This is a genomic window from Streptomyces sp. NPDC004284 (genome assembly GCF_042874035.1).
In the GTDB taxonomy this organism is placed as follows: Bacteria; Actinomycetota; Actinomycetes; order Streptomycetales; family Streptomycetaceae; genus Streptomyces.
On sequence record NZ_JBIAMJ010000007.1, the window covers coordinates 62,459 to 85,279 of the forward strand.

19 protein-coding genes are annotated in these 22,821 nt (G+C 74.8%); 10 read left to right on the plus strand and 9 right to left on the minus strand.

Annotated features, from left to right (window positions below; all coding sequences use genetic code 11):
• Positions 1-42: 42 nt before the first annotated feature.
• Genes ACFYUS_RS19605 through ACFYUS_RS19615 form a run of 3 tightly spaced genes read left to right on the plus strand, consistent with a single transcriptional unit; the run spans position 43 to position 4,084 of the window.
• Positions 43-2,094 (plus strand): putative cobaltochelatase, encoded by a 2,052-nt coding sequence (locus ACFYUS_RS19605; RefSeq protein ID WP_388853202.1) that lies wholly within the window; start codon positions 43-45, stop codon positions 2,092-2,094.
• Complete coding sequence (gene cobO, locus ACFYUS_RS19610) at positions 2,094-2,702, plus strand: cob(I)yrinic acid a,c-diamide adenosyltransferase (RefSeq protein ID WP_388853205.1); 609 nt, start codon at positions 2,094-2,096, stop codon at positions 2,700-2,702. The genes ACFYUS_RS19605 and cobO overlap by 1 nt, the downstream gene beginning before the upstream one ends.
• Complete coding sequence (locus ACFYUS_RS19615) at positions 2,696-4,084, plus strand: cobyrinate a,c-diamide synthase (protein ID WP_388853208.1); 1,389 nt, start codon at positions 2,696-2,698, stop codon at positions 4,082-4,084. Before cobO ends, ACFYUS_RS19615 begins: the two co-directional genes overlap by 7 nt.
• 2 nt (positions 4,085-4,086) lie before the next feature.
• Here ACFYUS_RS19615 and ACFYUS_RS19620 read toward each other — a convergent pair whose 3' ends face one another.
• Positions 4,087-4,866 (minus strand): ZIP family metal transporter, encoded by a 780-nt coding sequence (locus ACFYUS_RS19620; protein WP_388853211.1) that lies wholly within the window; start codon positions 4,864-4,866, stop codon positions 4,087-4,089.
• 6 nt (positions 4,867-4,872) lie between these two features.
• Between ACFYUS_RS19620 and cobC the strand changes: the two genes are divergently transcribed.
• On the plus strand, positions 4,873-6,642 hold the full coding sequence (gene cobC / locus ACFYUS_RS19625; protein WP_388853214.1) for an Rv2231c family pyridoxal phosphate-dependent protein CobC: 1,770 nt from the start codon (positions 4,873-4,875) through the stop codon (positions 6,640-6,642).
• Between the two features lie 120 nt (positions 6,643-6,762).
• Here the strand turns inward: cobC and ACFYUS_RS19630 are convergent, their stop codons facing one another.
• Positions 6,763-7,776, minus strand: a complete 1,014-nt coding sequence (locus tag ACFYUS_RS19630; protein WP_388853217.1) for an SCO1860 family LAETG-anchored protein — start codon at positions 7,774-7,776, stop codon at positions 6,763-6,765.
• A 377-nt stretch (positions 7,777-8,153) separates the two neighbouring features.
• On the opposite strand from ACFYUS_RS19630, the gene ACFYUS_RS19635 reads away from it, so the two are divergent.
• Together ACFYUS_RS19635 and ACFYUS_RS19640 are read left to right on the plus strand one after the other, a co-directional pair.
• The gene (locus tag ACFYUS_RS19635; RefSeq protein ID WP_388853220.1) at positions 8,154-10,466 is read left to right on the plus strand and encodes a penicillin acylase family protein; all 2,313 of its coding nucleotides are present in this window, start codon (positions 8,154-8,156) and stop codon (positions 10,464-10,466) included.
• The gene (locus tag ACFYUS_RS19640) at positions 10,463-11,029 is read left to right on the plus strand and encodes a GNAT family N-acetyltransferase (protein WP_388853223.1); all 567 of its coding nucleotides are present in this window, start codon (positions 10,463-10,465) and stop codon (positions 11,027-11,029) included. The genes ACFYUS_RS19635 and ACFYUS_RS19640 overlap by 4 nt, the downstream gene beginning before the upstream one ends.
• Positions 11,030-11,073: 44 nt before the next feature.
• Here the strand turns inward: ACFYUS_RS19640 and ACFYUS_RS19645 are convergent, their stop codons facing one another.
• Together ACFYUS_RS19645 and ACFYUS_RS19650 are read right to left on the minus strand one after the other, a co-directional pair.
• Entirely contained in the window at positions 11,074-12,159 is a 1,086-nt protein-coding gene (locus ACFYUS_RS19645) for an amidohydrolase family protein (RefSeq protein ID WP_388853226.1), read from the minus strand.
• Between the two features lie 34 nt (positions 12,160-12,193).
• Complete coding sequence (locus ACFYUS_RS19650; RefSeq protein WP_388853229.1) at positions 12,194-13,180, minus strand: hypothetical protein; 987 nt, start codon at positions 13,178-13,180, stop codon at positions 12,194-12,196.
• A 263-nt stretch (positions 13,181-13,443) separates the two neighbouring features.
• On the opposite strand from ACFYUS_RS19650, the gene ACFYUS_RS19655 reads away from it, so the two are divergent.
• The gene (locus ACFYUS_RS19655; protein ID WP_388854122.1) at positions 13,444-14,544 is read left to right on the plus strand and encodes a pyridoxal-phosphate-dependent aminotransferase family protein; all 1,101 of its coding nucleotides are present in this window, start codon (positions 13,444-13,446) and stop codon (positions 14,542-14,544) included.
• Between the two features lie 64 nt (positions 14,545-14,608).
• Here ACFYUS_RS19655 and ACFYUS_RS19660 read toward each other — a convergent pair whose 3' ends face one another.
• Entirely contained in the window at positions 14,609-15,676 is a 1,068-nt protein-coding gene (locus ACFYUS_RS19660) for an alkene reductase (RefSeq protein ID WP_388853232.1), read from the minus strand.
• A 116-nt stretch (positions 15,677-15,792) separates the two neighbouring features.
• Here ACFYUS_RS19660 and ACFYUS_RS19665 point away from each other — a divergent pair, with 116 nt between their 5' ends.
• Positions 15,793-16,308 carry a MarR family winged helix-turn-helix transcriptional regulator gene (locus tag ACFYUS_RS19665; RefSeq protein ID WP_388853235.1) on the plus strand — a complete coding sequence of 172 codons (516 nt, stop codon included), beginning with the start codon at positions 15,793-15,795 and terminating at the stop codon, positions 16,306-16,308.
• Between the two features lie 46 nt (positions 16,309-16,354).
• On the opposite strand, the gene ACFYUS_RS19670 is transcribed toward ACFYUS_RS19665, so the two are convergent.
• From ACFYUS_RS19670 to ACFYUS_RS19680, 3 genes are all read right to left on the minus strand, one after another.
• Positions 16,355-17,413, minus strand: a complete 1,059-nt coding sequence (locus ACFYUS_RS19670) for an aminotransferase class V-fold PLP-dependent enzyme (RefSeq protein WP_388853238.1) — start codon at positions 17,411-17,413, stop codon at positions 16,355-16,357.
• Positions 17,414-17,512: 99 nt separating this feature from the next.
• A complete protein-coding gene (locus ACFYUS_RS19675; RefSeq protein ID WP_388853241.1) occupies positions 17,513-18,220 on the minus strand; it encodes a DsbA family oxidoreductase in 708 nt (235 codons plus the stop codon).
• A gap of 65 nt (positions 18,221-18,285) precedes the next feature.
• Complete coding sequence (locus ACFYUS_RS19680; protein WP_388854125.1) at positions 18,286-19,221, minus strand: GlxA family transcriptional regulator; 936 nt, start codon at positions 19,219-19,221, stop codon at positions 18,286-18,288.
• A gap of 217 nt (positions 19,222-19,438) precedes the next feature.
• Between ACFYUS_RS19680 and ACFYUS_RS19685 the strand changes: the two genes are divergently transcribed.
• Positions 19,439-20,809, plus strand: a complete 1,371-nt coding sequence (locus ACFYUS_RS19685) for an MFS transporter (RefSeq protein ID WP_388853244.1) — start codon at positions 19,439-19,441, stop codon at positions 20,807-20,809.
• On the opposite strand, the gene ACFYUS_RS19690 is transcribed toward ACFYUS_RS19685, so the two are convergent.
• Entirely contained in the window at positions 20,806-21,720 is a 915-nt protein-coding gene (locus tag ACFYUS_RS19690) for an AraC family transcriptional regulator (RefSeq protein ID WP_388853247.1), read from the minus strand. The genes ACFYUS_RS19685 and ACFYUS_RS19690 overlap by 4 nt on opposite strands.
• Before the next feature lie 90 nt (positions 21,721-21,810).
• Between ACFYUS_RS19690 and ACFYUS_RS19695 the strand changes: the two genes are divergently transcribed.
• On the plus strand, positions 21,811-22,818 hold the full coding sequence (locus ACFYUS_RS19695; protein ID WP_388853250.1) for a zinc-dependent alcohol dehydrogenase family protein: 1,008 nt from the start codon (positions 21,811-21,813) through the stop codon (positions 22,816-22,818).
• Positions 22,819-22,821 lie beyond the last annotated feature (3 nt).

A 22,821-nucleotide genomic window follows, 5' to 3' on the forward strand; every position in this document is an offset into this window, starting at 1 on the left:
TTCGGGACATCAGCGAACCGAACTCGATGGAAGGAACACCCGATGAGCACCCGGTATCCGTTCACCGCCGTCGTCGGCATGGCCGATCTGCGGCTCGCGCTGCTGCTCAACGCCGTCAGCCCGGCCGTGGGCGGGGTGCTCGTGCGGGGCGAGAAGGGGACCGCGAAGTCCACCGCCGTGCGCGCGCTCGCCGAGCTGCTGCCGGAGGTCTCGGTGGTCGCGGGGTGCCGGTTCAGCTGTGACCCGGCCTCGCCCGACCCGGGCTGCCCCGACGGGCCGCACGGCGACGCGCCGGGGACCGCACGTGCCGCGCGGATGGTCGAGCTGCCCGTCGGCGCCTCCGAGGACCGGCTCGTCGGCTCGCTCGACATCGAGAAGGCGCTCGCCGAGGGCGTGAAGGCCTTCGAGCCGGGGCTTCTCGCCGCCGCGCACCGGGGGATCCTGTACGTCGACGAGGTCAACCTGCTGAGCGACCACCTCATCGACCATCTGCTCGACGCGGCCGCCATGGGCGCCTCCCACGTCGAGCGCGAAGGCGTCTCCGTACGGCATGCCGCCCGCTTCCTGCTCGTCGGGACCATGAACCCCGAGGAGGGTGAGCTGCGGCCGCAGCTCCTCGACCGGTTCGGGCTCACCGTGGAGGTCGCCGCCTCGCGGGACCCCGAGCAGCGGGTCGAGGTCGTCCGGCGGCGGCTCGCCTTCGAGGACGATCCGGCCGCGTTCGCCGCGCGCTGGGCCGGCGAGGAGGCCGCGCTGCGCGAGCGGATCGTCGCCGCGCGGGAGCTGCTGTCCCGGGTGACCCTCGGCGACGCCGTGCTGCTCCAGATCGCCGCGACCTGTGCCGCGTTCGAGGTGGACGGCATGCGCGCCGACATCGTGATGGCCCGCACCGCGACCGCGCTCGCCGCCTGGGCGGGGCGGACCGGGGTGACCTCGGAGGACGTGCGGCAGGCCGCGCTCCTGGCCCTCCCCCACCGCCGCCGGCGCTCGCCCTTCGACGCGCCCGGCCTCGACGAGGACAAGCTCGACGAGACCCTGGAGCAGTTCAAGGGGGACGAGCCGGACGACGATCCCGAGCCGGACGGGCCGGGTGACGGTGGCCCCGGTGGCGGTGGGGGCGTTCCGCCTCAGGGCGAGGGGCCCGACGGTCCCGCGCCCGAGTCCGCCGAGGCCCCGGAGAGCGCGCCCGCCCCGCAGGAGGCCCCGCAGCAGGCCCCGCAGGGCTCCGGTGCCGGTGAGCGCGCCGCCGTCAAGGCCGGTGAGCCCTTCCGCACGAAGGTGCTCAGCGTGCCCGGTCTCGGCCAGGGCGCGGCCGGGCGCCGCTCCCGGGCCCGCACCGAGCACGGCCGTACCACGGGATCCACCCGGCCCCGGGGCGCGCTGACCAAGCTGCACCTGGCCGCGACCGTGCAGGCCGCCGCCCCGCACCAGCGGGCACGCGGCCGGTCCGGGCCCGGACTCGTCGTCCGGCGGGACGACCTGCGGCAGGCGACCCGGGAGGGGCGCGAGGGGAACCTCGTGCTCTTCGCCGTGGACGCCTCCGGGTCGATGGCCGCCCGGCAGCGGATGAGCGCCGTCAAGGGCGCGGTGCTCTCGCTGCTCCTCGACGCCTACCAGCGGCGCGACAAGGTCGGTCTCGTCACCTTCCGGGGCCGGGACGCCGAGGTCGCGCTGCCGCCGACCTCGTCCGTGGACGCGGCCGCCGCCCGCCTGGAGAAGCTGCCGACCGGAGGCCGTACGCCGCTCTCCGCCGGGCTGCTCAAGGCCCACGACGTACTGCGGGTCGAACGGCTGCGGGACCCCTCGCGCCGCCCGCTGCTCGTCGTCGTGACCGACGGCCGGGCGACCGGCGGCCGGGCCGCCGGCGATCCGGTGGCGCTCGCCGCCCGGGCCGCGCGGCTGCACGCCGCCGACGGCACGGCGAGCGTGGTCGTCGACTGCGAGACCGGGCCGGTGCGGCTCGGGCTCGCGGGGAACCTGGCGCGCGAACTCGGCGGCACCGCCGTGACCTTGGACGAGCTGCGCGCCGACTCGATCGCCGGCCTCGTCAGAGACGTACAGGCAGCAGGACATTCAACGAGGAGGGCCGCTTAATGCCGCAGGGACAGCCGACCGTCGTGCCCGACGACGGTCTCACCACCCGTCAGCGCCGCAACCGGGCACTGGTGATGGTGCACACCGGCGTCGGCAAGGGGAAGTCGACCGCCGCGTTCGGCATGGCGCTGCGCGCCTGGAACCAGGGCTGGCCGATCGGGGTGTTCCAGTTCGTCAAGTCCGCCAAGTGGAAGGTCGGCGAGGAGAACGCCCTGAAGGCGCTCGGCGAGACCGGCAAGGGCGGCACGGTCACCTGGAACAAGATGGGCGAGGGCTGGTCCTGGATCCAGCGCGAGGTCGCCGAGGGCGAGCTCTCGCACGAGGAGAAGGCGCGGCAGGGCTGGGAGCAGGTCAAGCGGGACCTCGCCGCGGAGACGTACAAGTTCTACGTCCTCGACGAGTTCGCCTACCTGCTGCACTGGGGCTGGATCGACGTCAAGGAGGTCGTCGAGGTGCTGCGCGACCGTCCCGGGCAGCAGCACGTCGTCATCACCGGCCGCAACGCGCCGCAGGAGCTGATGGACTTCGCCGATCTCGTCACCGACATGTCCAAGGTCAAGCACCCGATGGACGCCGGTCAGAAGGGCCAGCGGGGCATCGAGTGGTAGCACGTCTCGTCATCGCCGCGCCGTCGTCCGGCGCGGGCAAGACCACGGTCGCGACCGGCCTGATGGCCGCGTTCGCCGGCCGTGGCCTGGCCGTCTCCCCGCACAAGGTCGGCCCCGACTACATCGACCCCGGCTACCACGCGCTCGCGACCGGCCGCCCGGGCCGCAACCTCGACGCGTACATGTGCGGTACGGGGCTGATCGCGCCGCTCTTCCTGCACGGCTCGCGCGGCTGCGACCTGGCCGTGGTCGAGGGCGTCATGGGCCTCTACGACGGGGCCGCCGACCAGGGCGAACTGGCCTCCACCGCGCAGGTGGCGAAGCTCCTCAAGGCGCCGGTGGTGCTCGTCGTCGACGCGTCCTCCCAGTCGCGGTCGGTGGCGGCGCTCGTGCACGGCTTCGCGTCCTGGGACCCGGAGGTGCGGATCGGGGGCGTGATCCTCAACAAGGTCGCGTCGGACCGCCACGAGCATCTGCTGCGGGAGGCGCTCGGGGAGTCGGGGGTGCCGGTGCTCGGCGTCCTGCGTCGGGCCCCTGCCGTCGCCACGCCGTCGCGGCACCTCGGTCTCGTGCCGGTCGCCGAGCGGCAGGCCCAGGCGGTGGAGGCGGTCGCCGCGCAGGCGGAGCAGGTGCTTGCCGGGTGCGACATGGAGGCGCTGCTTGCGCTTGCGCGGTCAGCGCCGACGTTGGACGCCATGCCGTGGGTGGCTGAGGTCGGGGAGCGGCTGCACGCCGGTGGTTCCGTGGTGCCCAGCCGTTCCGCCCTGCGGAACGATTGCCCACCACGGCCGGTCGTCGCCGTCGCCGGCGGGGCCGCGTTCACCTTCTCGTACGCCGAGCACACGGAGCTCCTGCGGGCCGCCGGCGCCGAGGTCGTCACCTTCGACCCGCTCCGGGACGAGCGCCTCCCCGAGGGGACGAGCGGGCTCGTCATCGGTGGCGGCTTCCCCGAGATGTACGGGGAGCAGCTGTCCGCCAACGAGCCGCTCCGGAAGGCGGTCGCGGAGCTCGCGGCATCGGGCGCGCCGGTCGCCGCCGAGTGCGCCGGGCTCCTGTACCTGGCGCGGTCTCTGGACGGGCACCCGATGTGCGGCGTGCTCGACGCCGACGCCCGGATGTCGGAGCGGCTCACGCTCGGCTACCGGGACGCCGTCGCCGTGAGCGACAGCGTCCTCGCGCCGGCCGGGGCCCGGATGCGCGGGCACGAGTTCCACCGCACCGTGATCGAGCCGGGCGCGGGGCCGCTGGCGGCCTGGGGGCTGCGGCAGCCGGAGCGGCGCGTGGAGGGCTTCGTGCAGGGCGGGGTGCACGCCAGTTATGTGCACACCCACTGGGCGGGGTCCCCGGAGGTCGCCGCGCGGTTCGTGGAGCACTGCGCGTGAGTTCAGCCGCCGGAGACGCCCACCACGAGCCAGATGAAGGCCACGCCCGCCACCGTGCACAGCAGGGTGGAGCGGGCCGGGTGCGTGTGGTGGGCCTCCGGCAGGATCTCGGTGGCGGCGAGGTAGAGCAGAGCGCCGCCGAAGAAGCCGAGATAGCAGCCGAGCAGTTCCTCCGGAAGGGTGAAGAAGGTGGCGAGTCCGGCGCCGACGACCGGGGCGACGGCGTCCGCGACGAGCATCGCGAGGGCCCTGTGGCGGGCGTTCCCGTAGAGGCTCGTGATCGTGTACGTGTTGAAGCCGTCGGCGAAGTCGTGGGTGATGACGGCGAGGGCGACGGTGGCGCCCATGCCGCCGCCGACCTGGAAGGCGGCGCCGAGGGCGACGCCGTCCATGAGGCTGTGCAGGACCATCGCGGCGGCAGCCGTCAGACCGACCTGGGGGACCCGCCCGCCCGTCTCCCGACCACCGCCCCTCATCGAAGCGCTCTGCGCTGCCCCCCAGTCCGCACCGACGCCGTGGGCGGCCCTGCGGACGGCGAGGAGCCGTTCGACGACGTGGGCGAAGAGGAAGCCGCCGACGAAGAGCAGCAGGGCCTCGGGGACGCCGAAGACCTTCTTCCCCGCGGCGTCCAGGGCCTCCGGCAGGAGGTCGAGTCCGACGACGCCGAGCATCAGTCCGCCGGCGAGGCCGAGGACGAGGTGGCGGCGGTCGGTGACGCGCCCGGCGACCCAGCCGCCGAAGAGCGTCATGAGGAACGCGCCGAACGCGACGACTACAGCCATGGACCTTTGCTATCCGATGGTCCCGAGTCCGCGCACCTCGGTGTCGGGGCCCGGTCCGGCGCGCCGGCGGACGAGGTCCTCGCGCTCGTCGACGCGGTCCTGCGGGAGGCGGGCCTGACGCGGGCGGACGTCCGCTCGCTCGCCACGCTCGACGCGCGGGCGGCCGAGCCGGGGATCGTGGCGGCCGCCGCGGCGCTCGGGGTGCCGGTGCGCGGGTTCACCTCCGGGGAGCTGGCGGCCGTACCCGTACCGCATCCCTCGGCGCTGCCGCTGGCCGCGACGGGCACGGCGTCCGTGGCGGAGGCGGCGGCGCTGCTGGCGGCGGGTGCGGGCGCGGAGCCGGGAGGGGACCCCGACACGCACGCGGGTGCGGGCGCGGAGCCGGGTACGGACCCCGGCACGCACGCGGGTGCGGGCGCGGAACCAGGTATAGACCCCGGCACGCGCGCGGGTGCCGAGCCGGGCGGAGGCCGTGGCACGCGCGCGGGTGCGGGACGTCGGGCCGGGCCCGTCGTGCGGTTCGCCGGTCGGGGCGGGGCCGTGCTGCTCGTACCGAAGCGGAAAACCCGGTCCGTAACGTGCGCGCTTGCCACTTCTGTCATGTTTCGCCCGAACGAAGTCGCCCCAGGCGCACGGTTGTTGCCCTTGACCCACGGGTACATCGCTGGCGAGCCTGGCTCACCCCCCACCATCCCCACCCCCCACACGACGGCGGCCATGGACACGCACACGCATACCGACACCCACGACCTGCGCCACCACGGTGACGTCGAGGTCAGGGACGAGAAACTGATCGATCTGGCGGTCAACGTCCGGACGGACACCCCGCCGGACTGGCTGCGGGAGCGGATCGCCGACTCGCTGACCGGTCTCGCGGCCTATCCGGACGGCCGGGCCGCGCGGGCGGCGGTCGCCGAGCGGCACGATCTGCCGTCGAACCGGGTGCTGCTCACGGCCGGCGCGGCGGAGGCGTTCGTGCTGCTCGCGCGGGCGCTGCCGGTGCGGCGGCCGGTCGTGGTGCACCCCCAGTTCACCGAGCCGGAGGCGGCGCTGCGGGACGCCGGGCACGAGGTGGGCCGGGTGCTGCTGCGCGAGGAGGACGGTTTCCGGCTCGATCCGGCGGCCGTTCCGGAGGACGCGGACCTGGTGATGATCGGGAACCCCACGAACCCGACCTCCGTGCTGCATCCGGCCGCCTCGATCGCCGCGCTGGCCCGCCCGGGGCGGGTCCTGGTGGTGGACGAGGCGTTCATGGACGCGGTGCCGGGCGAGCGGGAGTCGCTGGCCGGGCGGACCGACGTGCCGGGGCTCGTGGTGCTGCGGAGCCTCACCAAGACCTGGGGGCTCGCCGGGCTGCGGATCGGGTACGTGCTGGCCGAGCCGGAGACGATCGCGGCCCTGGAGCGGACGCAGCCGCTGTGGCCGGTGTCGACGCCGGCCCTGGTGGCGGCGGAAGCGTGCATGTCGCGGGCGGCGCTCGCGGAGGCGGAGCACGTGGCGCACCGGATCGGTGTGGAGCGGGCCCATCTGCTCGCCGGGCTCGCGGAGTTCGACGAGGTGCGGACGGTGGCGGGGTCGGAGGGCCCCTTCGTGCTGCTGCGGATCGACGGGGCGGACGCGGTACGGGAGCGGCTGCGGTCGCTCGGTTTCGCGGCCCGCCGGGGCGACACGTTCCCGGGGCTCGACCGGAACTGGCTGCGGCTCGCGGTGCGGGACCGGGCGACGACGAACCGTTTCCTCCAGGCGCTCGACCAGGCGCTGCTGATCGGCGGCTGAGGGGCTTCCGCCGAGGGGTCCCTCACGTGGAAGGGTCCGGGGAGGGCGGTGTCGTCACCACCGCCCTCCCCGGACCCTCGCTTCCCTCCCGGCGCCCCCCGGCGCTTCCCCCTCGGGCCGTCAGCCGCGGTTGCGGGCGCGCGAGCGGGTCACGGCGAGGGCGCCGCCGCCCGCGACGAGGAGGGCCAGCGCTCCGGCCGCGATGTACGGGGTGGTGGAGCTGGAGCCGGTCTCGGCGAGGTTCTCGGTGGGCGTGGTGCCGCCGTTGTTCGTCTTGATGCCGCCGCCGGCGTCGCTCGGCTCGACCGAGGGCTGCTGGGTGGGCTGCCCGCTGGGCCGGTGGGTGGGCTGACCGGTCGGGTTGTCGGTCGGCCGGTCGGTGGGGTTCTCGGTGGGCTTCTGCGTCGGGGCCGTGCCCTTGGGCGTCTCGCAGGTGGCCTCGGCGAGGGTCACCGTGCCGTCGACCTTGGCGACGCCGAGCTTCAGCGGGTCGACCTCCACCTTGAGTTCGAGGGCCGTGGCGGCGGCGGTGCGGGAGGTCGTGGAGGTCCGGGAGAGGTCCAGGGTGACCTGGCCGATGCCCGGCACGCCGACCTGGGTCCGGCCGGCGGCGGACAGGGTGGTCTTCTTGCCGAACACGGTGACGTGGCCGAGGACGTTGGACTGGGCGACCGGCCGCTTCCCCACCTCGCACAGCGCCTTGGACGTCACCTTCTCGACCTCGATGAGGGAGAGCAGCGGGATGCCGGGCACGTGGACCCGGGCCTTGACGAGGTTGACGTGCCCCTCGGCCTTCTTCTCGTCCACGGTCGCGTCGGCGGTGGCGACGTCGGCCTTGAGGAGGTCGATCGGCTCCCCGCCCTCGGCTCCCTGCACCTTCACGGAGAGCGCGGTCTCGTTCTCGCTCTCCGGCGCCTTGACCTCGTTGAGGGAGGCCCGCACCGGCACGTTCACGGTCTCGCCGAGGAGGGAGACGTCGAGGCCCGCCCTCAGCACGGCGGCGGTGGCGCGCCCTTCGCCGCCCGTGGCGTGCGCCGCCGGGGCCGCGAGGAGCACGGGGCCGACGGCCAGGGCGGCGACGGTCGCGGCGGCGGCGGAGCGGCGTACGGGCATGCGGAAGGTGTTGCTGTTCAAGATGGTGGAACCCCCACAGGAGACATGGCGTCGCCGGCCGCTCACCACGGGGACGGTGGGTCGGCGCGGCCTCGGCGACTTGAGACACCGGAATCTTTACGCACGGAGAGTGAACTGGCAGTCGCCTGAGGTGAGTTCACTCCAAAGGGGGGTTTCCGTGTTCATTTTCGATTTTTCTCGACACAACCGTTCCCGGTTTCCCCGCGTGTTTCGTACGGGGAGGTGTGCGCGGAATCGGTGAGAACGAGTCGCGGCGCCTCCGGGTCACGGATCGTCAACCCGGCGCACCGACCCCCTCCAGGACTCCTGTAGATTAATTTAGGCCAGCCTAACCTAAGAAGCTGGCGCGAACGGGAACGGACGGGATCGGGGTCGGCGTGAGCATCGAGGTCTACCGGGACGCCTGGGGCGTCCCTCATCTGCGCGCCGCCGACCCGGACGAACTCTCCTTCGCCCAGGGCCGGGTCACCGCCCTCGACCGCGCCTGGCAGCTGGAGGTCGAACGGCACCGGGCCCGGGGCACCACGGCCGCCTTCCTCGGTGCCGCCGAGGCCGGCTGGGACGCCTTCGCCCGGCGGGCCCGGCTCGCCGACACCGCCCGCCGCTGCTTCGAGCGGCTCGAAGAGACCGACGCGCCGACGGCCGCGTGGGTGCGCGCGTACGTGGACGGGGTCAACGACGGCCTCGCCGAAGGCGCCGCCCGCGCCCCCGAATTCGCGGAGACCGGCCTCGCGCCCGGCCGGTGGGAGCCGTGGACCCCGCTCGCCGTCTGGCTCTCCGCCCACGTCCTCTTCGCCGGCTTCCCCACCAAGCTGTGGCGGGACGAGGTCGCCCGGCGGCTCGGCGAGCGGTGGACGGAGCTGTTCGCGACCGACGGCCCCGGCACCGCCGGCTCCAACGGCTGGGTCGTGGCCGGCGGACGGACCGCGAGCGGCGCGGCCCTCGTCGCCGGCGACCCGCACCGGTTCATCGAGGCGCCGGGCGTCTACCAGCAGATCCGGCTCGCCTGTCCCGCGTACGACGTGGTGGGCCTCGCCGTCCCCGGCGTCCCCGGCCTCGCCCACTTCGGCCACACCGGCCCCGTGGCCTGGGCCATCACCAACGCCATGGCCGACTACCAGGACCTCTACCGCGAACGGCTGCGACGGCTCCCCGACGGCACCGTCGAGGCCCTCGGCCCGCACGGCTGGGCCCCCGCCGCCGCACACCCGGAGACGATCGAGGTCGCCGGCGCGGAACCGGTGGTGATCGAGGTGATCGAGACGGCCCGGGGGCCGGTGATCATCGACCCGGCCGGGGAGCCCGGGGCGGGCACCCCGGCGATGGGCGACGAACCCCCGGCCGGCACGCCGGTGGACGGCGAGCCCGGGGCAGGTACCTCGACAGGGACCGACGCCTCGACGCCGGACGGCGAGCCCCAGGGCGGCTCCCCCGTGTGGGAGGCCGTCGCCCTGCGGTACCCGCCCCGGGTCACCGGGGAGCTCGGCTTCGGGGTGCTGCCCGCGCTGCTGCGCGCCCGGACCGTCGCCGATGTGGACGCCGCCCTCGACGGCTGGGTCGAGCCGGTGAACGTCGTCCAGGCCGCGGACACCCGGGGCGGCCTCCTGCACCGGGTCGCCGGCCACGTGCCCGTACGGGACCGGGTCAACTCCCTGCGCGTCGTGCCCGCCTGGGACCCCGCGCACGCCTGGGCCGACGCCCCGGCGTCCCTGCCCCGCGCCGAGGTCCGCGGCCACGCCGTCATGGCCAACGCCCGGGGCCTGGCCGCGCCCCTGGGCGTCGAGTTCGCCCCGCCGCACCGGGCGGCCCGGATCGGCGCGCTGCTCGGCGCCTCGGCGTCCTGGACCCCGGAGTCGACCGCCGCGATCCACACGGACACCGACAACCCCTCGGCGGCCCGCCTCCTGGAGGCGGTGCGACGCGCGGGTGACGCCCCCGGGCGGCCCGGGGCGGACGCGCCGCACGAGTCGCACGGGCCCCGTGCGAGCGCGCCCCGCGGCACACCCCGTGGGTCCGACACGGGCGGCGCCGGCGGCGGCCCGGCCCCGCTCCTCTCCCCCGCCGGGGCCCGTGTCCGGGAGCAACTGCTCGGCTGGGACCGGCGGATGGACGCCGACAGCGCCGACGCGGGGCTGTACGCGGCCGTGCGCGGGGCCGTCGTGCGGCGGCTCGCCGGGCACGAGGCCTTCGCGGGGCTGCGTGAACCCGCCCCGTACCCCGAGCTGTTCCGGCCGTGGCTCGCGCTCGGGCCGCGTGTGGCCTTCGCGCTGGAGACCCTGCTCGTGACCGGGCCCGTGCCCGTGGGGGAGGTCGACCGGATCGTGCGGGAGGCGCTCGACGAGGTCGGCGAGGGCGAGCCGCCCGCCGCCTGGGGCGTGACGCACCGGCTCGCGCCCTGGCAGGCGCTGCCCGATCCGGACGACGAGCGGTGGCCGGGGCTCGGCGGGGACCACGACTGTGTGCTCTCCACGTCCAGCGTGCCCGGGTGGACCGACCGCAGCGCCCGCGCTTCCGCCGCCCGGTACGTCTGGGACCTGGCCGACCGGGAGCGGAGCCGCTGGATCGTGCCGTTCGGCGCGTCCGGGGTCCCCGGCGACCCGCACCACCGCGACCAACTCCCCCTGTGGCTGCGGGGCGAGCTCGCCCCGGTCACCACCGACTGGAACCGCCTCACCAAGGAGCAGGGATGACCGGCCCCGAACACGTCCACGTCCAGACCGTCGAGGGCTTCGGGACCGTCACGGTCCGGCCCGTCGACCCCGACGGGGACGCGCCGCTCCTGCACGGCTGGGTCAACGAGGAGCGGGCCCGTTTCTGGGGGATGGTCGGGACGACCGTGGAGCAGGTGCGGGAGGTCTACGCGCACCTCGACTCGCTCGACACCCACCACGGCTTCCTGATCGCCCGGGACGGCGAGCCGGTGGCCCTCTTCCAGACGTACGACCCCGGGGCCGACCGCGTGAGCGAGTGCTACGAGGTGCGGCCCGGGGACATCGGCGTGCATCTGTTCGTCGCGCCCGGTCTCGCCCCGGAGCCCGGGTTCACGGGCCGGCTGCTGACCGCGCTGATCGCCTTCTCCCTGAAGGAGCACGCGCGGATCGTGGTCGAGCCGGACGCCGCCAACGAGAAGGCGATCGCCCGGCTCGTGCGGGCCGGTTTCGTGCTGGGGCCCGAGGTCGTGCTGCCGGAGGTGGACCTGCCGGAGGTGTTCATCCCCGAGAAGCGGGCCCGGCTCGCCTTCCTGAGCCGCTGAACGCCCGAACGCCCGAACGCCCGGACGCCCGAACGCCCCCGGCGTCAGGCCAGGACCCGCCCGTTGACGACGACCCGGCGCGGCGCCGCCAGGACGCGGACGTCCGCGCGCGGGTCCTCGCCGTAGACGACGAGGTCGGCGGGGGCGCCCTCCTCCAGGGAGGGGCGGCCCAGCCAGGCCCTGGCCCCCCAGGCGGTGGCCGCGAGCGCGTCGACCGGCGGGATCCCGGCCTTGGTGAGCTCCTCGACCTCCTCGGCGACCAGGCCGTGGGCGAGGGAGCCGCCCGCGTCGGTGCCGACGAAGACGGGCACGCCCGCGTCGAAGGCGGCGCGGACGGTGTCGTACCGGCGCTCGTGGAGCCGGCGCATATGGGCCGACCAGCGGGGGAACTTCGCCTCGCCGCCGTCGGCGAGGTGCGGGAAGGTCGCGATGTTGACGAGGGTGGGGACGATGGCGACGCCGCGCTCCGCGAAGAGCGGGATCGTCTCCTCGGTGAGCCCGGTGGCGTGCTCGATGCAGTCGATGCCCGCCTCGACGAGGTCCCGGAGCGAGTCCTCGGCGAAGCAGTGCGCGGTGACCCGGGCGCCGAGCCGGTGCGCCTCGGCGATGGCCGCCTCGACCTCGGCGCGCGGCCAGCAGGCCGTGAGGTCGCCCGCCTCGCGGTCGATCCAGTCGCCGACGAGCTTGACCCAGCCGTCGCCGCGGCGGGCCTCCCGGCCGACGTACGCGACGAGGTCGGCGGGCTCGATCTCGTGGGCGTAGTTACGGATGTACCGGCGGGTGCGGGCGATGTGCCGGCCCGCCCGGACGATCTTCGGGAGGTCCTCGCGGTCGTCGATCCAGCGGGTGTCGGAGGGCGAGCCCGCGTCCCGGATGAGCAGGGTGCCGGCGTCCCGGTCGGTGAGGGCCTGCTTCTCGCTGGTGGCCTCGTCGACGGGGCCGTGCCGGTCGAGGCCGACGTGGCAGTGGGCGTCGACGAGTCCGGGGAGCACCCAGCCCTCGACGGTCACGGCCTCGGCGGCGGGCCGCTCGAAGGTGATCCGCCCGTCGACGCACCACAGTTCGTCGCGGACGTCCTCCGGGCCGACGAGCACCCGCCCCTTCACGTGCAGCACCTCGTGATCGCTCATACCGGCACTCTACGAGCCGTGTCGAGGGCGCGGGTCACGGGCGCCAGTCGGCCTCCAGGTCGTGCGAGCCGATCTTGGTGAGCTGGGTCAGTCCGGTGCCGTCGGCCCTGACCCGGAAGAGGTGCTCGGGGTCGGCGTCGTCGGTGCCGCCCCGGGTGAAGACCAGGAGTCTGCCGTCCGTGGACCAGGAGGGGAACTTGTCGTTGGCCTGCCCCGAGGTGAGGGGGGTGATCCCCGAGCCGTCGGGGCGGACGGAGTAGAGGTGGGTGAAGCCGGTGCCGTCCGCCCTGCTGAAGACGATCCGGTCGCCGCGCGACCAGTCGGGCGTCCAGTCCTGGGAGAAGGACAGGGTGATCGGCGTCTGGACCAGGGTGGACAGCTCGATCCGCAGCAGTCGGCTGTGTCCGGCCGCGTCCGCGCGGCTGTACGCCAGGTTCTTGCCGTCCGGGGACCACGTCGGGTGGAACTCGTCCTCCGGGGTGTCGGTGAGCCGGGTGGCGGGGGTGCCGTCGACGTCGGCCACGTAGATCTCGCGCTGGCCGTCGACCGGCTTGGAGTAGGCGATCTTCTTCCCGTCCGGGGACCATGCCGGGTCGGAGGCGTCCGTGGTGCCGGGCACGGCCTTCAGGTCGCCGCCCGTGTTGTTCATCGTCCAGATGCCGTTGATCGCGCCCCCGGAGCCGTACCGCACGAACGCCACCCGCTTGCCGTCCGGGGACCAGCTGGGCATCACGTCGCTGATGTCGGGGGTGTGGGTGAGCTTGACGAGCGCGCCGCCGGTCGGGGACATCGCGTACAGGTCCTCGACGGGTGCCGCCGTGTCGTAGCGGGCGAAGACGATCGGGCGGTACACGGCCGACGGCAGCGCCGTCGCCGTCCCGCTCGAAGCCGCCGCTCCCGCGTCCCCCGCGGCACCGAGGGTCAGCGGTGCGGCGACGGCCAGCGCGGCGGCGGCCACCGCCGCCCGGCGCAGCCGCCCCGTTCCCACGCTTCCGCCGTCCCTGCCGGCTCTTCGCACCATGGTGTCCTTCCCGTTCCTCCCGGCGGCCTCCTGCGGCACCGCTCCGGCCCGCACCATCCCACCGGCGGGGCCCCGGGGGAAGCTCCCGGGACCGGCGGTACGGGCCCTGTGACAGGTTCCGCACACCGTCGTGACGGCGCACGGTCTCCCGTTCGGGAGGCGGTGCCGCGCGGGCGGGGCCCGAGGGGCGCTTAGGCTGGCCCGAGCCTCATTCCGATGTATGCGACACGCATGCGACACCGAAGAAGGAACCCTCCGTGACCGTGACACATCCGCTGCTGGATCTGGCCCCGCTGACCGCCGCGCACTTCGCGTCCATCGAGCGCCGGGTGGCCGCCCTGCTCTCCACGGAGCAGGACGTGGTGATCACCCAGGGCGAGGCGCTGCTGCCCCTGGAGGGATGCATCCGCAGCGGCGCGCGGGCCGGTTCGACGGCGCTGAACGTCGTCACCGGTCCGTACGGGCAGACCTTCGGGAACTGGCTGCGGGACTGCGGGGCGACCGTGGTCGACCTGGAGGTGCCGTTCCACACGGCGGTGACGGCGGAGCAGGTGGAGCGGGCGCTCGCGGAGCACCCGGAGATCGACTTCGTGTCGCTGGTGCACGCGGAGGCGGCGACCGGGAACACCAATCCGGTGGCGGAGATCGGCGAGGTCGTGCGGGCGCACGGCGCGCTGTTCTACCTGGACGCGGTGGCGTCGATCGGCGCCGAGCCGGTGCTGCCGGACGCCTGGGGCGTGGACATGTGCATCATCGGCGCGCAGAAGGCGATGGGCGGTCCCGCGGGCGTGTCGGCGGTGTCGGTGAGCGCACGGGCCTGGGAGCGGTTCGCCGCCAACCCGGCCGCGCCGCGCCGCTCGTACCTCTCCCTCCTGGACTGGAAGGAGCGCTGGATCGACGGCGGCCGCAAGGCCCTGCTGCACGCTCCGGCGCAGCTGGAGATGCTGGCCCTGGAGGCCTGCCTGGAGCGGATCGAGACCGAGGGCCTGGACGCGCTGATGGCCCGGCACGCCTCGGCGGCGGCCGCGACCCGTGCGGGCGCGCTGGCCCTGGGCGGCGGTCTGGAGCCGTACGTGCACGAGGCGAAGGACGCGGCGCCGGTGGCGACGACGCTGCGGGCGCCGACGGGTCTGGACGCCTCTGAGCTGGTGGCGAAGGCCCTCGCGGCCGATCCGTCGCTGCCGCTGGTCGCGGGCGGCGGGGCGCTCGCCAAGGAGATGATCCGGGTCAACCACTACGGGGTGGACGCGACGCCGGGGGCCGTGCAGTCCTCGCTCGCGGCCCTGGGCGCGGCGCTCGGCGAGTCGGGCCGCGCGGTGGACCTGGAGGGCGCGCGCCGGGCGGTCACCGGGGCCTGGGTGTAGTCCCGTACGGCCGAAGGGCGGGGTCCGGTGCCGGATCCCGCCCTTTCGCACGCCCGGGAGGGTGCTACAGCGCGGGGTAGTCGGTGTATCCGCGGTGGTCGCCGCCGAAGAAGGTCGCGCGGTCCGGGGTGTTGTACGGGCCGCCGGCCCGCAGCCGGGCGGGCAGGTCGGGGTTGGCGAGGAACAGCGCGCCGTACGCGATGAGGTCGGCGGTGCCGTCCTCGATCAGGGCCAGGGCGTCGGGGCCGGTCGGTTCCTCGGTGGCCGGGTTGAGGACGAGGGTGCCGGAGAACCGCTTGCGCAGGTCGAGGGTCAGTCCGCGGACCTCGGCCGTGGGCTCCGTGATGTGCAGGTAGGCGATGCCGACCGGCTCGATCGCGTCGACGAGGGCGGTGTAGGTCTCCTCGGTGTCGCTCTCGGAGATGTCGTTGTACACGTTGGCCGGGGAGATGCGCAGGCCTGTGCGCTCGGGGCCGATCTCGGCCGCGACGGCCTTGACGGTCTCGACGGCGAAGCGGATGCGGTTCTCGACCGGGCCGCCCCACTCGTCGGTGCGCCGGTTGGAGCCGGTGGCGAGGAACTGCTGGACGAGGTAGCCGTTGGCGCCGTGGATCTCGACGCCGTCGAAGCCGGCCTCGATGGCGTTGCGGGCGGCGGAGGCGAAGCCGGCGATCGCCTCGCGCACCTGGTCGCCGGTGAGTTCGCGCGGGGTGACGTAGTCCTTGGGGCCCTCGTGGGTGTAGACCTGGCCGGCGGCGGCGATCGGCGAGGGGCCGACGGGGTGGAGGTCGCCGTCGAGGAGGTCGGGGTGGCCGATCCGTCCGGTGTGCATGAGCTGGGCGAAGATCCGCCCGCCGCGCTCGTGGACGGCGGCGGTGACCTCGCGCCAGGCGGCGATCTGCGCGCGGCTGTGCAGTCCGGGGGTGTCGGGATAGCCCTGCCCCTCGGGGACGGGCTGGGTCCCCTCGGTGATGATGAGGCCGGCGGAGGCGCGCTGGGCGTAGTACTCGACGGTGGCCGCGGTGGGGGTGCCGTCCTGACCGTTGGCGCGGCTGCGGGTCATCGGGGCCATCGCGATGCGGTTGGCGAGGCGGGTTCCGGCGAGGTCGACGGGGTCGAAGGCAGTGGTCACGGCAAGTCCCTCACATGAATATGTGGTCGGCCAACTAATCGGGCCGCTGCCACTGTAACCCCCATTCATTGGCCAGCCAAGGTAATCTTGCGGAAGAGCCGTCCCGAGGAGCCCGCATGCCTGGAACCGACCCCGTCTGTACCGCCCCGTCCGGCGGCCCGCAGCCCTCCGCCGCGTGCGCCGGGACCGTCAGCGAGACCCTGGCGCGGGTCGCGCGGCTCCACCGGATCGCCATGGGACGGCGACTGAAGGACCTCGGCCTCTACCCGGGCCAGGAACTGATGATGATGCGCCTGTGGGACTGCGGGGCGGCCCGCCAGTCGGAGCTCATCCAGTCCCTCGGCCTCGACCCCTCCACGGTGACCAAGATGCTCCAGCGCATGGAGCAGTGCGGGTACGTCCGCCGCAGCCCGGACCCGGCCGACCGGCGCGCGGTCCTCGTCGAGGCGACGGAACAGGGCCTGGCCCTGCGCGCCGGGGTCGAGGGCGCCTGGGCCGACCTGGAGGAGAGCACCCTGGCCGGGCTCGCCCCGGCCGACCGGGCGGAGCTCGCCCGCCTGCTCGGCCTCCTGGGCGAGAACCTGAGCGAGGAGGAGGGCGACTGCCCGCCCGGACCGGGTGCCGTCTGCTGACTCACCGAACCGCGGTGCGGGGCCTGGACCGCGGCGCGGCGGGCGCTCAGCCCGCCAGGACCTCCAGGACGCGGTCCACGTCCGCCGCCGTGTTGTACAGGTGGAAGGAGGCCCGCAGATTGCCCGCGCGGGCCGAGAGCAGGACACCGGCCTCGCGCAGGGCGTCCGCCCGGTCGCCGAGGCCCGGGACGGCGACGACCGTCGAGTCGTCCATGACCGGCGCGTGCCCGAGGGCGAGGAGCCCGGAGCGGAAGCGGGCCGCCAGCCCCTTGTCGTGGGCCTCGATGCGCTCGATGCCGATCTCCTCCAGGAGGGCGAGCGAACGGGCCGCCCCGTGGTACGAGAGGAAGGCCGCCGGCTCGTCGAACCGGCGGGCGGAGCGGGCCAGTTCACGGACCGGGCCGTAGCTGTTCACCCACAGCTCCTCGCCCGTGACCCAGCCCGCGTGGATGGCGAGCAGCGAGTCCTGCGCCTCCTCGGTGACGGTGAGGAAGGACGCCCCGCGCGGGCAGAGCAGGTACTTGTAGCCGCCGGCGACCGTGTAGTCCCACTCCCCCGCGCGCAGCGGCAGCCAGCCCGCCGACTGGGTGGCGTCCAGGAGGGTGCGCGCGCCGTGGGCGGCCGCGGCCTCCCGTATCGCCGCGAAGTCGGCCGTACGCCCGTCCGCCGACTGCACGGCCGAGAAGGCGACGAGCGCGGTCCCGGGCCGCACGGACTCGGCGAACCGCTCCAGGGGCGCGAAGCGGACCTTGAGGTCGCCGCGGATCGTGAAGGGGGTGACGACGGAGGAGAACTCGCCCTCGGGGAAGAGGACCTCGGACCCGGCGGGCAGCGACTGGGCGATCATCCCGCAGTGCACCGCGACCGAGCTGCCCACGGCGACGCGCTCGGGGGAGACCCCGGCGATCCGGCCGAAGGCGGCGCGGGCCTCGTCCACGATGTCGAAGCTGCCGGCGCCGCCGGGGCGGCCGTCGGCGGTCTCCTCGGCGAGGAGGGTGATCGCCTCGATGGTCCGGCGGGGCAGCAGCCCGCAGGCGGAGGTGTTCAGATAGGTCTTCTTGGGCGCGAATTCGGCGCCGCCGAGCGGCTGTTCCAGGGAATCCATGCCCCCACCCTGGGTCCCCCCGCGATCACCCGTCAATGGCGATCCGATCGCGGGGAGACCCCAAGCCGCTCTTGTCTCCGCAGGTCGGCAGCGGTGCGGTCAGGCCTGCGGGACCTCGCAGGCGCCGTCCGGGCCGCAGACCTCCGCGTCGGCGCCGACCGGCTGCAGGGCGCGGCCCTGCCAGGCCTGCTCCAGGGCCTGGGTGAAGACCTCGGCGGGCTGGCCGCCGGAGACGCCGTACGTGCGGTCGAGGACGAAGAACGGCACGCCGTTGGCGCCGAGTTCGGCGGCCTCGCGCTCGTCCGCCCGTACGGCGTCGGCGTACGCGGTCTCGTCGGCGAGGACGGCCCGGACCTCGGCCTCGTCGAGACCGGCCTCCACGCCGAGGGTCACCAGGGTCTCGGCGTCGAAGACGGAGCGCTCCTCGGCGAAGTTGGCCCGGTAGGCCAGGTCCAGGAGCTCGCCCTGGCGGCCGCGCTCCTTGGCGAGGTGGAGGAGCCGGTGGATGTCGAAGGTGTTGCCGTGGTCGCGGCCCTCGACGCGGTAGTCGAGACCCTCGGAGCGCGCGTTCGACGCGACGTGCGCCTCCATGGCGCGGGCCTCGGCGAGCGTCCGGCCGTACTTCTTCGCCAGCATCTCCAGGACCGGGCCCCGGTCGCCCTTGGCGCGGTTCGGGTCGAGCTCGAAGGAGCGGTGCACGACCTCGACGTCGTCGCGGTGGGCGAAGGCCGCGAGCCCCTTCTCGAAGCGGGCCTTGCCGATGTAGCACCAGGGGCAGGCGATGTCGCTCCAGATCTCGACGCGCATGTGACTTCTCTCCGATGGATTGCCGGTGGGGTGTACCGCAGGGGGAACGCGCGCGGCGGTCCGGTTCATTCCGTTTCCGGCCCCGGTGTGAGGCGCGGCACCATGCGGTCGAAGGAGGCCCGGTAGGCGCTCGGGGTGAGGCCGGTGCGGCGCAGGAGGTGCTGCCGGAGGGAGTCCGCCGTGCCGAGTCCGCTCGCGCGGGCCAGCCGGTCCATGGGGAGGGAGGTGGTCTCCAGGAGCTCCTTCGCCCGCTCGACGCGCTGGTGGAGCAGCCACTGGAGCGGGCTGACGCCGGTCTCCGCGTGGAAGCGGCGGGAGAGGGTGCGGACGGAGACCCCGGCGTGCCGGGCGAGGTCGCCGAGGCCGAGGGGTTCGTCGAGGTGTTCCATCGCCCACGCGCGCGTGTCGGCGAAGGAGACCCCGCGCTCGGGCGGCAGCGGGGTCTGGGTGAACTGGGTCTGGCCGCCGGGCCGGACGGGCGCGACGAGGGCGAGCCGGGCCACGGCGTTGGCGACGGCTGCGCCGTGGTCGGTGCGGATGACGTGCAGGCAGAGGTCGATGCCCGCCGCGTACCCGGAGGAGGTGAGCACGGGGCCGTCCTGGACGAACAGGACGTCGTCCTGGAGGTCCACGGCCGGATGCCGGGACGCGAGCAGCGGGCGGTACGCCCAGTACGTCGTCGCCGCCCGGCCGTCGAGCAGCCCGGCCTCGGCGAGCGCGAAGGCGCCGGTGCAGATGGAGGCGATCCGCTTGCCCCCGTCGGCGGACGCGCGCAGGACGTCGAGGACGCGCGGGTCGGGGTCCTCGTAGGCGCCGCTGCCCGCGAGGATCACGGTGTCGGCCCCCTCGACGGCTTCGAGTCCGCGCGGGACGACCAGGTCGAGGCCGCCGGTGGTGGTGACGGGCCCGGGGTCGGGGGCGCAGATGACCGTCTCGTACCCGGGCCGGCCGTCGATCTCGACCTTGCCGAAGAGCATCTCCGGGATGGCCAGGTTGAACATCGAGACGGGCGGGGCCGCGATCACGGCGACGCGCCGGACCCGGGAAGCGGGGGACGCGCCGGACCCGGCGGGCCCACCGGACGTGCCGGGCGCGGCGGACCCGCCGGGCGGGGCGGGCGGGGTCGGCATCGGCGGCGGCGTCGGCATGGCCAGAACCTCCGGTCGTATGGCATTCCAGCCACTACTGTACGGGCGCGCGGCTCACGAAGCTGGGCGCATGTCCTCAACAGCCCTCGCCAAGGCCCCCGTTGTCCGCCGTGACGTCCCCGGCTCCTCCCCCGGCCCGGCCCTCGCCGCCGCCATGCTCGGTTTCGCCCTCATCACCCTCGACACCTCCGTCGTGAACGTCGCCCTGCCGGCGATCGGCGCCGACCTGCGGGCCGGGATGACGGGCCTGCAATGGGTGGTCGACGCGTACACGCTGGCCTTCGCCGCGCTGCTGCTCTCCAGCGGGGCGCTCGCCGACCGGGTCGGGGCGAGCAGGGCGTACGGGGCGGGGGTCGTCGTCTTCACCCTCGCCTCGGCCGCCTGCGGACTGGCCCCCGGCCTCCCCGGGCTCCTGGCGGCCCGGACGGTGCAGGGCGCGGCGGCGGCCGTGATGCTGCCGGCCTCGCTCGCCCTCGTACGGGAGGCGTACGGCGATCCCGGGCGGCGGGCCCGCGCGGTGTCGCTGTGGGCGGCGGGCGGCACGGTCGCGGTGGCGCTCGGCCCGGTCGCGGGCGGGGCGCTGACCACGGCCTGGAGCTGGCGCGGGATCTTCTTCATCAACCTGCCCCTCGGGCTCCTCGCGCTCGCCCTGCTGACCCGGGTCGCGCGTTCGGAGCGCCGGGCGGCCCCGCTGGACCTGCCGGGGCAGCTGACCGCGATGGCGGCACTCGGGGCGCTGACCTTCGCCGCGATCGAGGGCGGCACGGAGGCCTGGTGGGCCCTGGGGGTCGCGGTGGTGTCCTTCGCCGCGTTCCTGCTGATCGAGGCGCGGCGGCGGCATCCGATGGTGCCGCTCGGGCTGTTCCGGAACACGACGGTGGCGGTGGCGGTGGCGGCCGGTTCGGCGAACAGCGTGGCCTTCTACGGGATGGTCTTCGTGTTCGGCCTCTTCTTCCAGCAGGTGCTCGGGCTCTCGGCGCTCGGCGCGGGGCTGATGTTCCTGCCGATGACGGGGCTGCTCGCCGGGGTGAACATCCTGTCGGCGAGGGTGGCCGCGCGGTACGGGGCGCGGCTGCCGATCGTCCTGGGCCAGACCGTCGCCGTGGCCGGGCTCCTCGGCCTGCTCACCGTGGACGCGGACTCCTCGCGGGCGGCGCAGGCCCTGCTCCTCGTGCCGCTCGCGCTCGGGGCCGGTTTCTCCCTGCCGCCGCTGATCGCGGCGATGATGGAGGCCGTCCCGGCGGAGCGGGCGGGCACGGCGGCGGGCCTCCTGAACGCGATCCGGCAGACGGCGGGCGCCCTCGCCATCGCGGTCTTCGGCTCCCTCGCCGCCCAGGACATGGCGACGGCCCTGCGCACGAGCCTCCTGATCAGCGCCGGCCTGCTGGCCCTGACGACCCTGGTCTCGCTGCGGCTGCCGCGCCGCCGCAGGGCCCGCTAGGCGCCCTTGCGGTACTGGCCGGGCGCCACCCCGTACTCGCGCTTGAAGGCCTTGGCGAAGGCGAACTCCGAGGAGTAGCCGGAGCGTTCGGCGACCGCGCGGAGGGGGAGGTCGTCGGAGCGCAGGAGGCGGCCCGCCGTGGTCATGCGCCACCAGGTGAGGTACGCGAGGGGCGGACGTCCGACGAGGGCGGTGAAGCGGCGGGCGAAGGCGGCGCGGGAGAGGCCTCCGAGCGCGCCCAGCTCCTCGACGGTCCACGCCCGGGCGGGGTCGCCGTGCAGGGCGCGCAGGGCGCCCGCGACGGCCGGGTCGCTCAGGGCGGCCGACCAGCCGGTGGAGCGGTCGGCGCGTTCGGTGAGCCACCAGGTGCGCAGCAGGTACAGGAGCAGGGTGTCGAGGAGGGCGGGGACGATGGCGTCGGATCCCGGCTGGGGTTCGGCGAGTTCGGCGCCGAGGAGGTCGACGGCGGCGCGCAGCCGGGGGTGGGATCCGGCCCTCGCGGGGACGTGGACGAACGGCGGCAGGTCGGTGAGCAGGGGGTGGGCGCGGGCCCGGCTGAGCCGGTAGGCGCCGCAGAGCATCACGATCTCCTCGGTGCCGACGGGTCCCCGGTCCGGCCGGGTGGGCCAGGAGCCGTCGGGGGCGGGCAGGACGTCGACGAGCGGGGTGTCGGGACGGTCGGCGATGCCGTGGCCGGTGCCGTGGGCGAAGAGGACGACGTCGCCGGGGCCGAGCCGGACGGGGGTGCCGTCGTCCGGGGGCAGCAGCCAGGCCGTGCCCTGGAGGACGGCGTGGAATCCGGCGCTGTCGCTCGACGGGTAGCGGACGCCCCAGGGGGCGAGGCGGACGGTGCGGGAGGAGTGCGGGAGCCCGGTGCGCATGGCGGCGATGGCATCGCTCAGTACGTCCATGCCCCGAACCGTAGCGCGCGAGACGATCGGACATGGCGGGGAGCCGGGGAGACATGGATCGTCTCGCTCGCCGCTCCTAACGTCGAGGTCATGACGACAACAGGCATGACGACGAAGGCGGTTCTGTTCCACGAGCTCGGCGGCCCCGAGGTGCTGCGGGTCGAGGAGGTGCCGCTGCCGGCGCCCGGTCCCGGGGAGGTCCTCGTCCGGGTCGAGGCGATCGGACTCAACCGCGCCGAGGCGCTGTTCCGCGCCGGCACCTACTACTACCCGGCGACGCTGCCGGGTTCGCGGCTCGGCTACGAGGCGGCGGGCGTGGTCGAGGCGGTCGGCGCGAGCGTCACGGCGTACGCCCCGGGCGATCCGGTGATGGCGGCGGCCAACTTCGACTTCGGGAGGTACGGGGTGCACGCGGAGCGGGTGGTGCTCCCGGAGGAGTACGTGGTGGCCCGGCCCGAGGGGCTGGACGCGGTGACGGCGGCGGCGGTGTGGCTGGGCTACTCCACCGCGTACGGCGGGATGGTGGTGACCGGCGGGCTGCGCCCCGGCGACCACGTGGTGATCACGGGCGCGTCGAGCGGGGTGGGGACGGCCGCGCTCCAGACGGCGCTGCGGATCGGGGCCGTACCGATCGCCACCACCCGCGGCGAGGAGAAGCGGAAGCGCCTCCTGGAGCTGGGAGCCGCGCACGTGGTGACCACGGCTACGGAAGACCTGGTCGAGGAGGTGCGGCGGATCACCGGCGGCACGGGCGCCGACCTGGCCTTCGACGCGATCGGCGGGCCCGGCTTCGCCCGGCTCGGCGACGCGCTGCGGACCGGTGGCACCGCCGTCCTCTACGGCTGGATGGACCCGCGGCCGGTCGAGCTGTCGACGAACTGGCCGCTGACCACGCACACGTACGCGAACGGGGCGCTCGCCAGGACGGCGGAGGGCCGCCGGCGCGCGGCCGGGTTCATCGGGTCGGGACTGCGGGACGGCTCCCTGGCGCCGGTGATCGCCGAGACCTTCGACGGTCTGGAGCGGATCGCCGACGCCCATCGGCTGATGGAGTCGAACACGCACCTCGGGAAGATCGTGGTGCGGGTCGAGCACTGACCG

Bases quoted from the DNA above. Each gene is read 5' to 3' on its own strand.
- ACFYUS_RS19685 (WP_388853244.1), top strand. From the start codon at position 19,439: ATGTCCTCAACAGCCCTCGCCAAGGCCCCCGTTGTCCGCCGTGACGTC.
- ACFYUS_RS19605 (WP_388853202.1), top strand. From the start codon at position 43: ATGAGCACCCGGTATCCGTTCACCGCCGTCGTCGGCATGGCCGATCTG.
- ACFYUS_RS19645 (WP_388853226.1), bottom strand. From the start codon at position 12,159: ATGAGCGATCACGAGGTGCTGCACGTGAAGGGGCGGGTGCTCGTCGGC.
- ACFYUS_RS19650 (WP_388853229.1), bottom strand. From the start codon at position 13,180: ATGGTGCGAAGAGCCGGCAGGGACGGCGGAAGCGTGGGAACGGGGCGG.
- ACFYUS_RS19640 (WP_388853223.1), top strand. From the start codon at position 10,463: ATGACCGGCCCCGAACACGTCCACGTCCAGACCGTCGAGGGCTTCGGG.
- ACFYUS_RS19665 (WP_388853235.1), top strand. From the start codon at position 15,793: ATGCCTGGAACCGACCCCGTCTGTACCGCCCCGTCCGGCGGCCCGCAG.
- ACFYUS_RS19695 (WP_388853250.1), top strand. From the start codon at position 21,811: ATGACGACAACAGGCATGACGACGAAGGCGGTTCTGTTCCACGAGCTC.
- ACFYUS_RS19680 (WP_388854125.1), bottom strand. From the start codon at position 19,221: ATGTTCAACCTGGCCATCCCGGAGATGCTCTTCGGCAAGGTCGAGATC.
- ACFYUS_RS19620 (WP_388853211.1), bottom strand. From the start codon at position 4,866: ATGGCTGTAGTCGTCGCGTTCGGCGCGTTCCTCATGACGCTCTTCGGC.
- cobO (WP_388853205.1), top strand. From the start codon at position 2,094: ATGCCGCAGGGACAGCCGACCGTCGTGCCCGACGACGGTCTCACCACC.
- ACFYUS_RS19675 (WP_388853241.1), bottom strand. From the start codon at position 18,220: ATGCGCGTCGAGATCTGGAGCGACATCGCCTGCCCCTGGTGCTACATC.
- ACFYUS_RS19690 (WP_388853247.1), bottom strand. From the start codon at position 21,720: ATGGACGTACTGAGCGATGCCATCGCCGCCATGCGCACCGGGCTCCCG.
- ACFYUS_RS19670 (WP_388853238.1), bottom strand. From the start codon at position 17,413: ATGGATTCCCTGGAACAGCCGCTCGGCGGCGCCGAATTCGCGCCCAAG.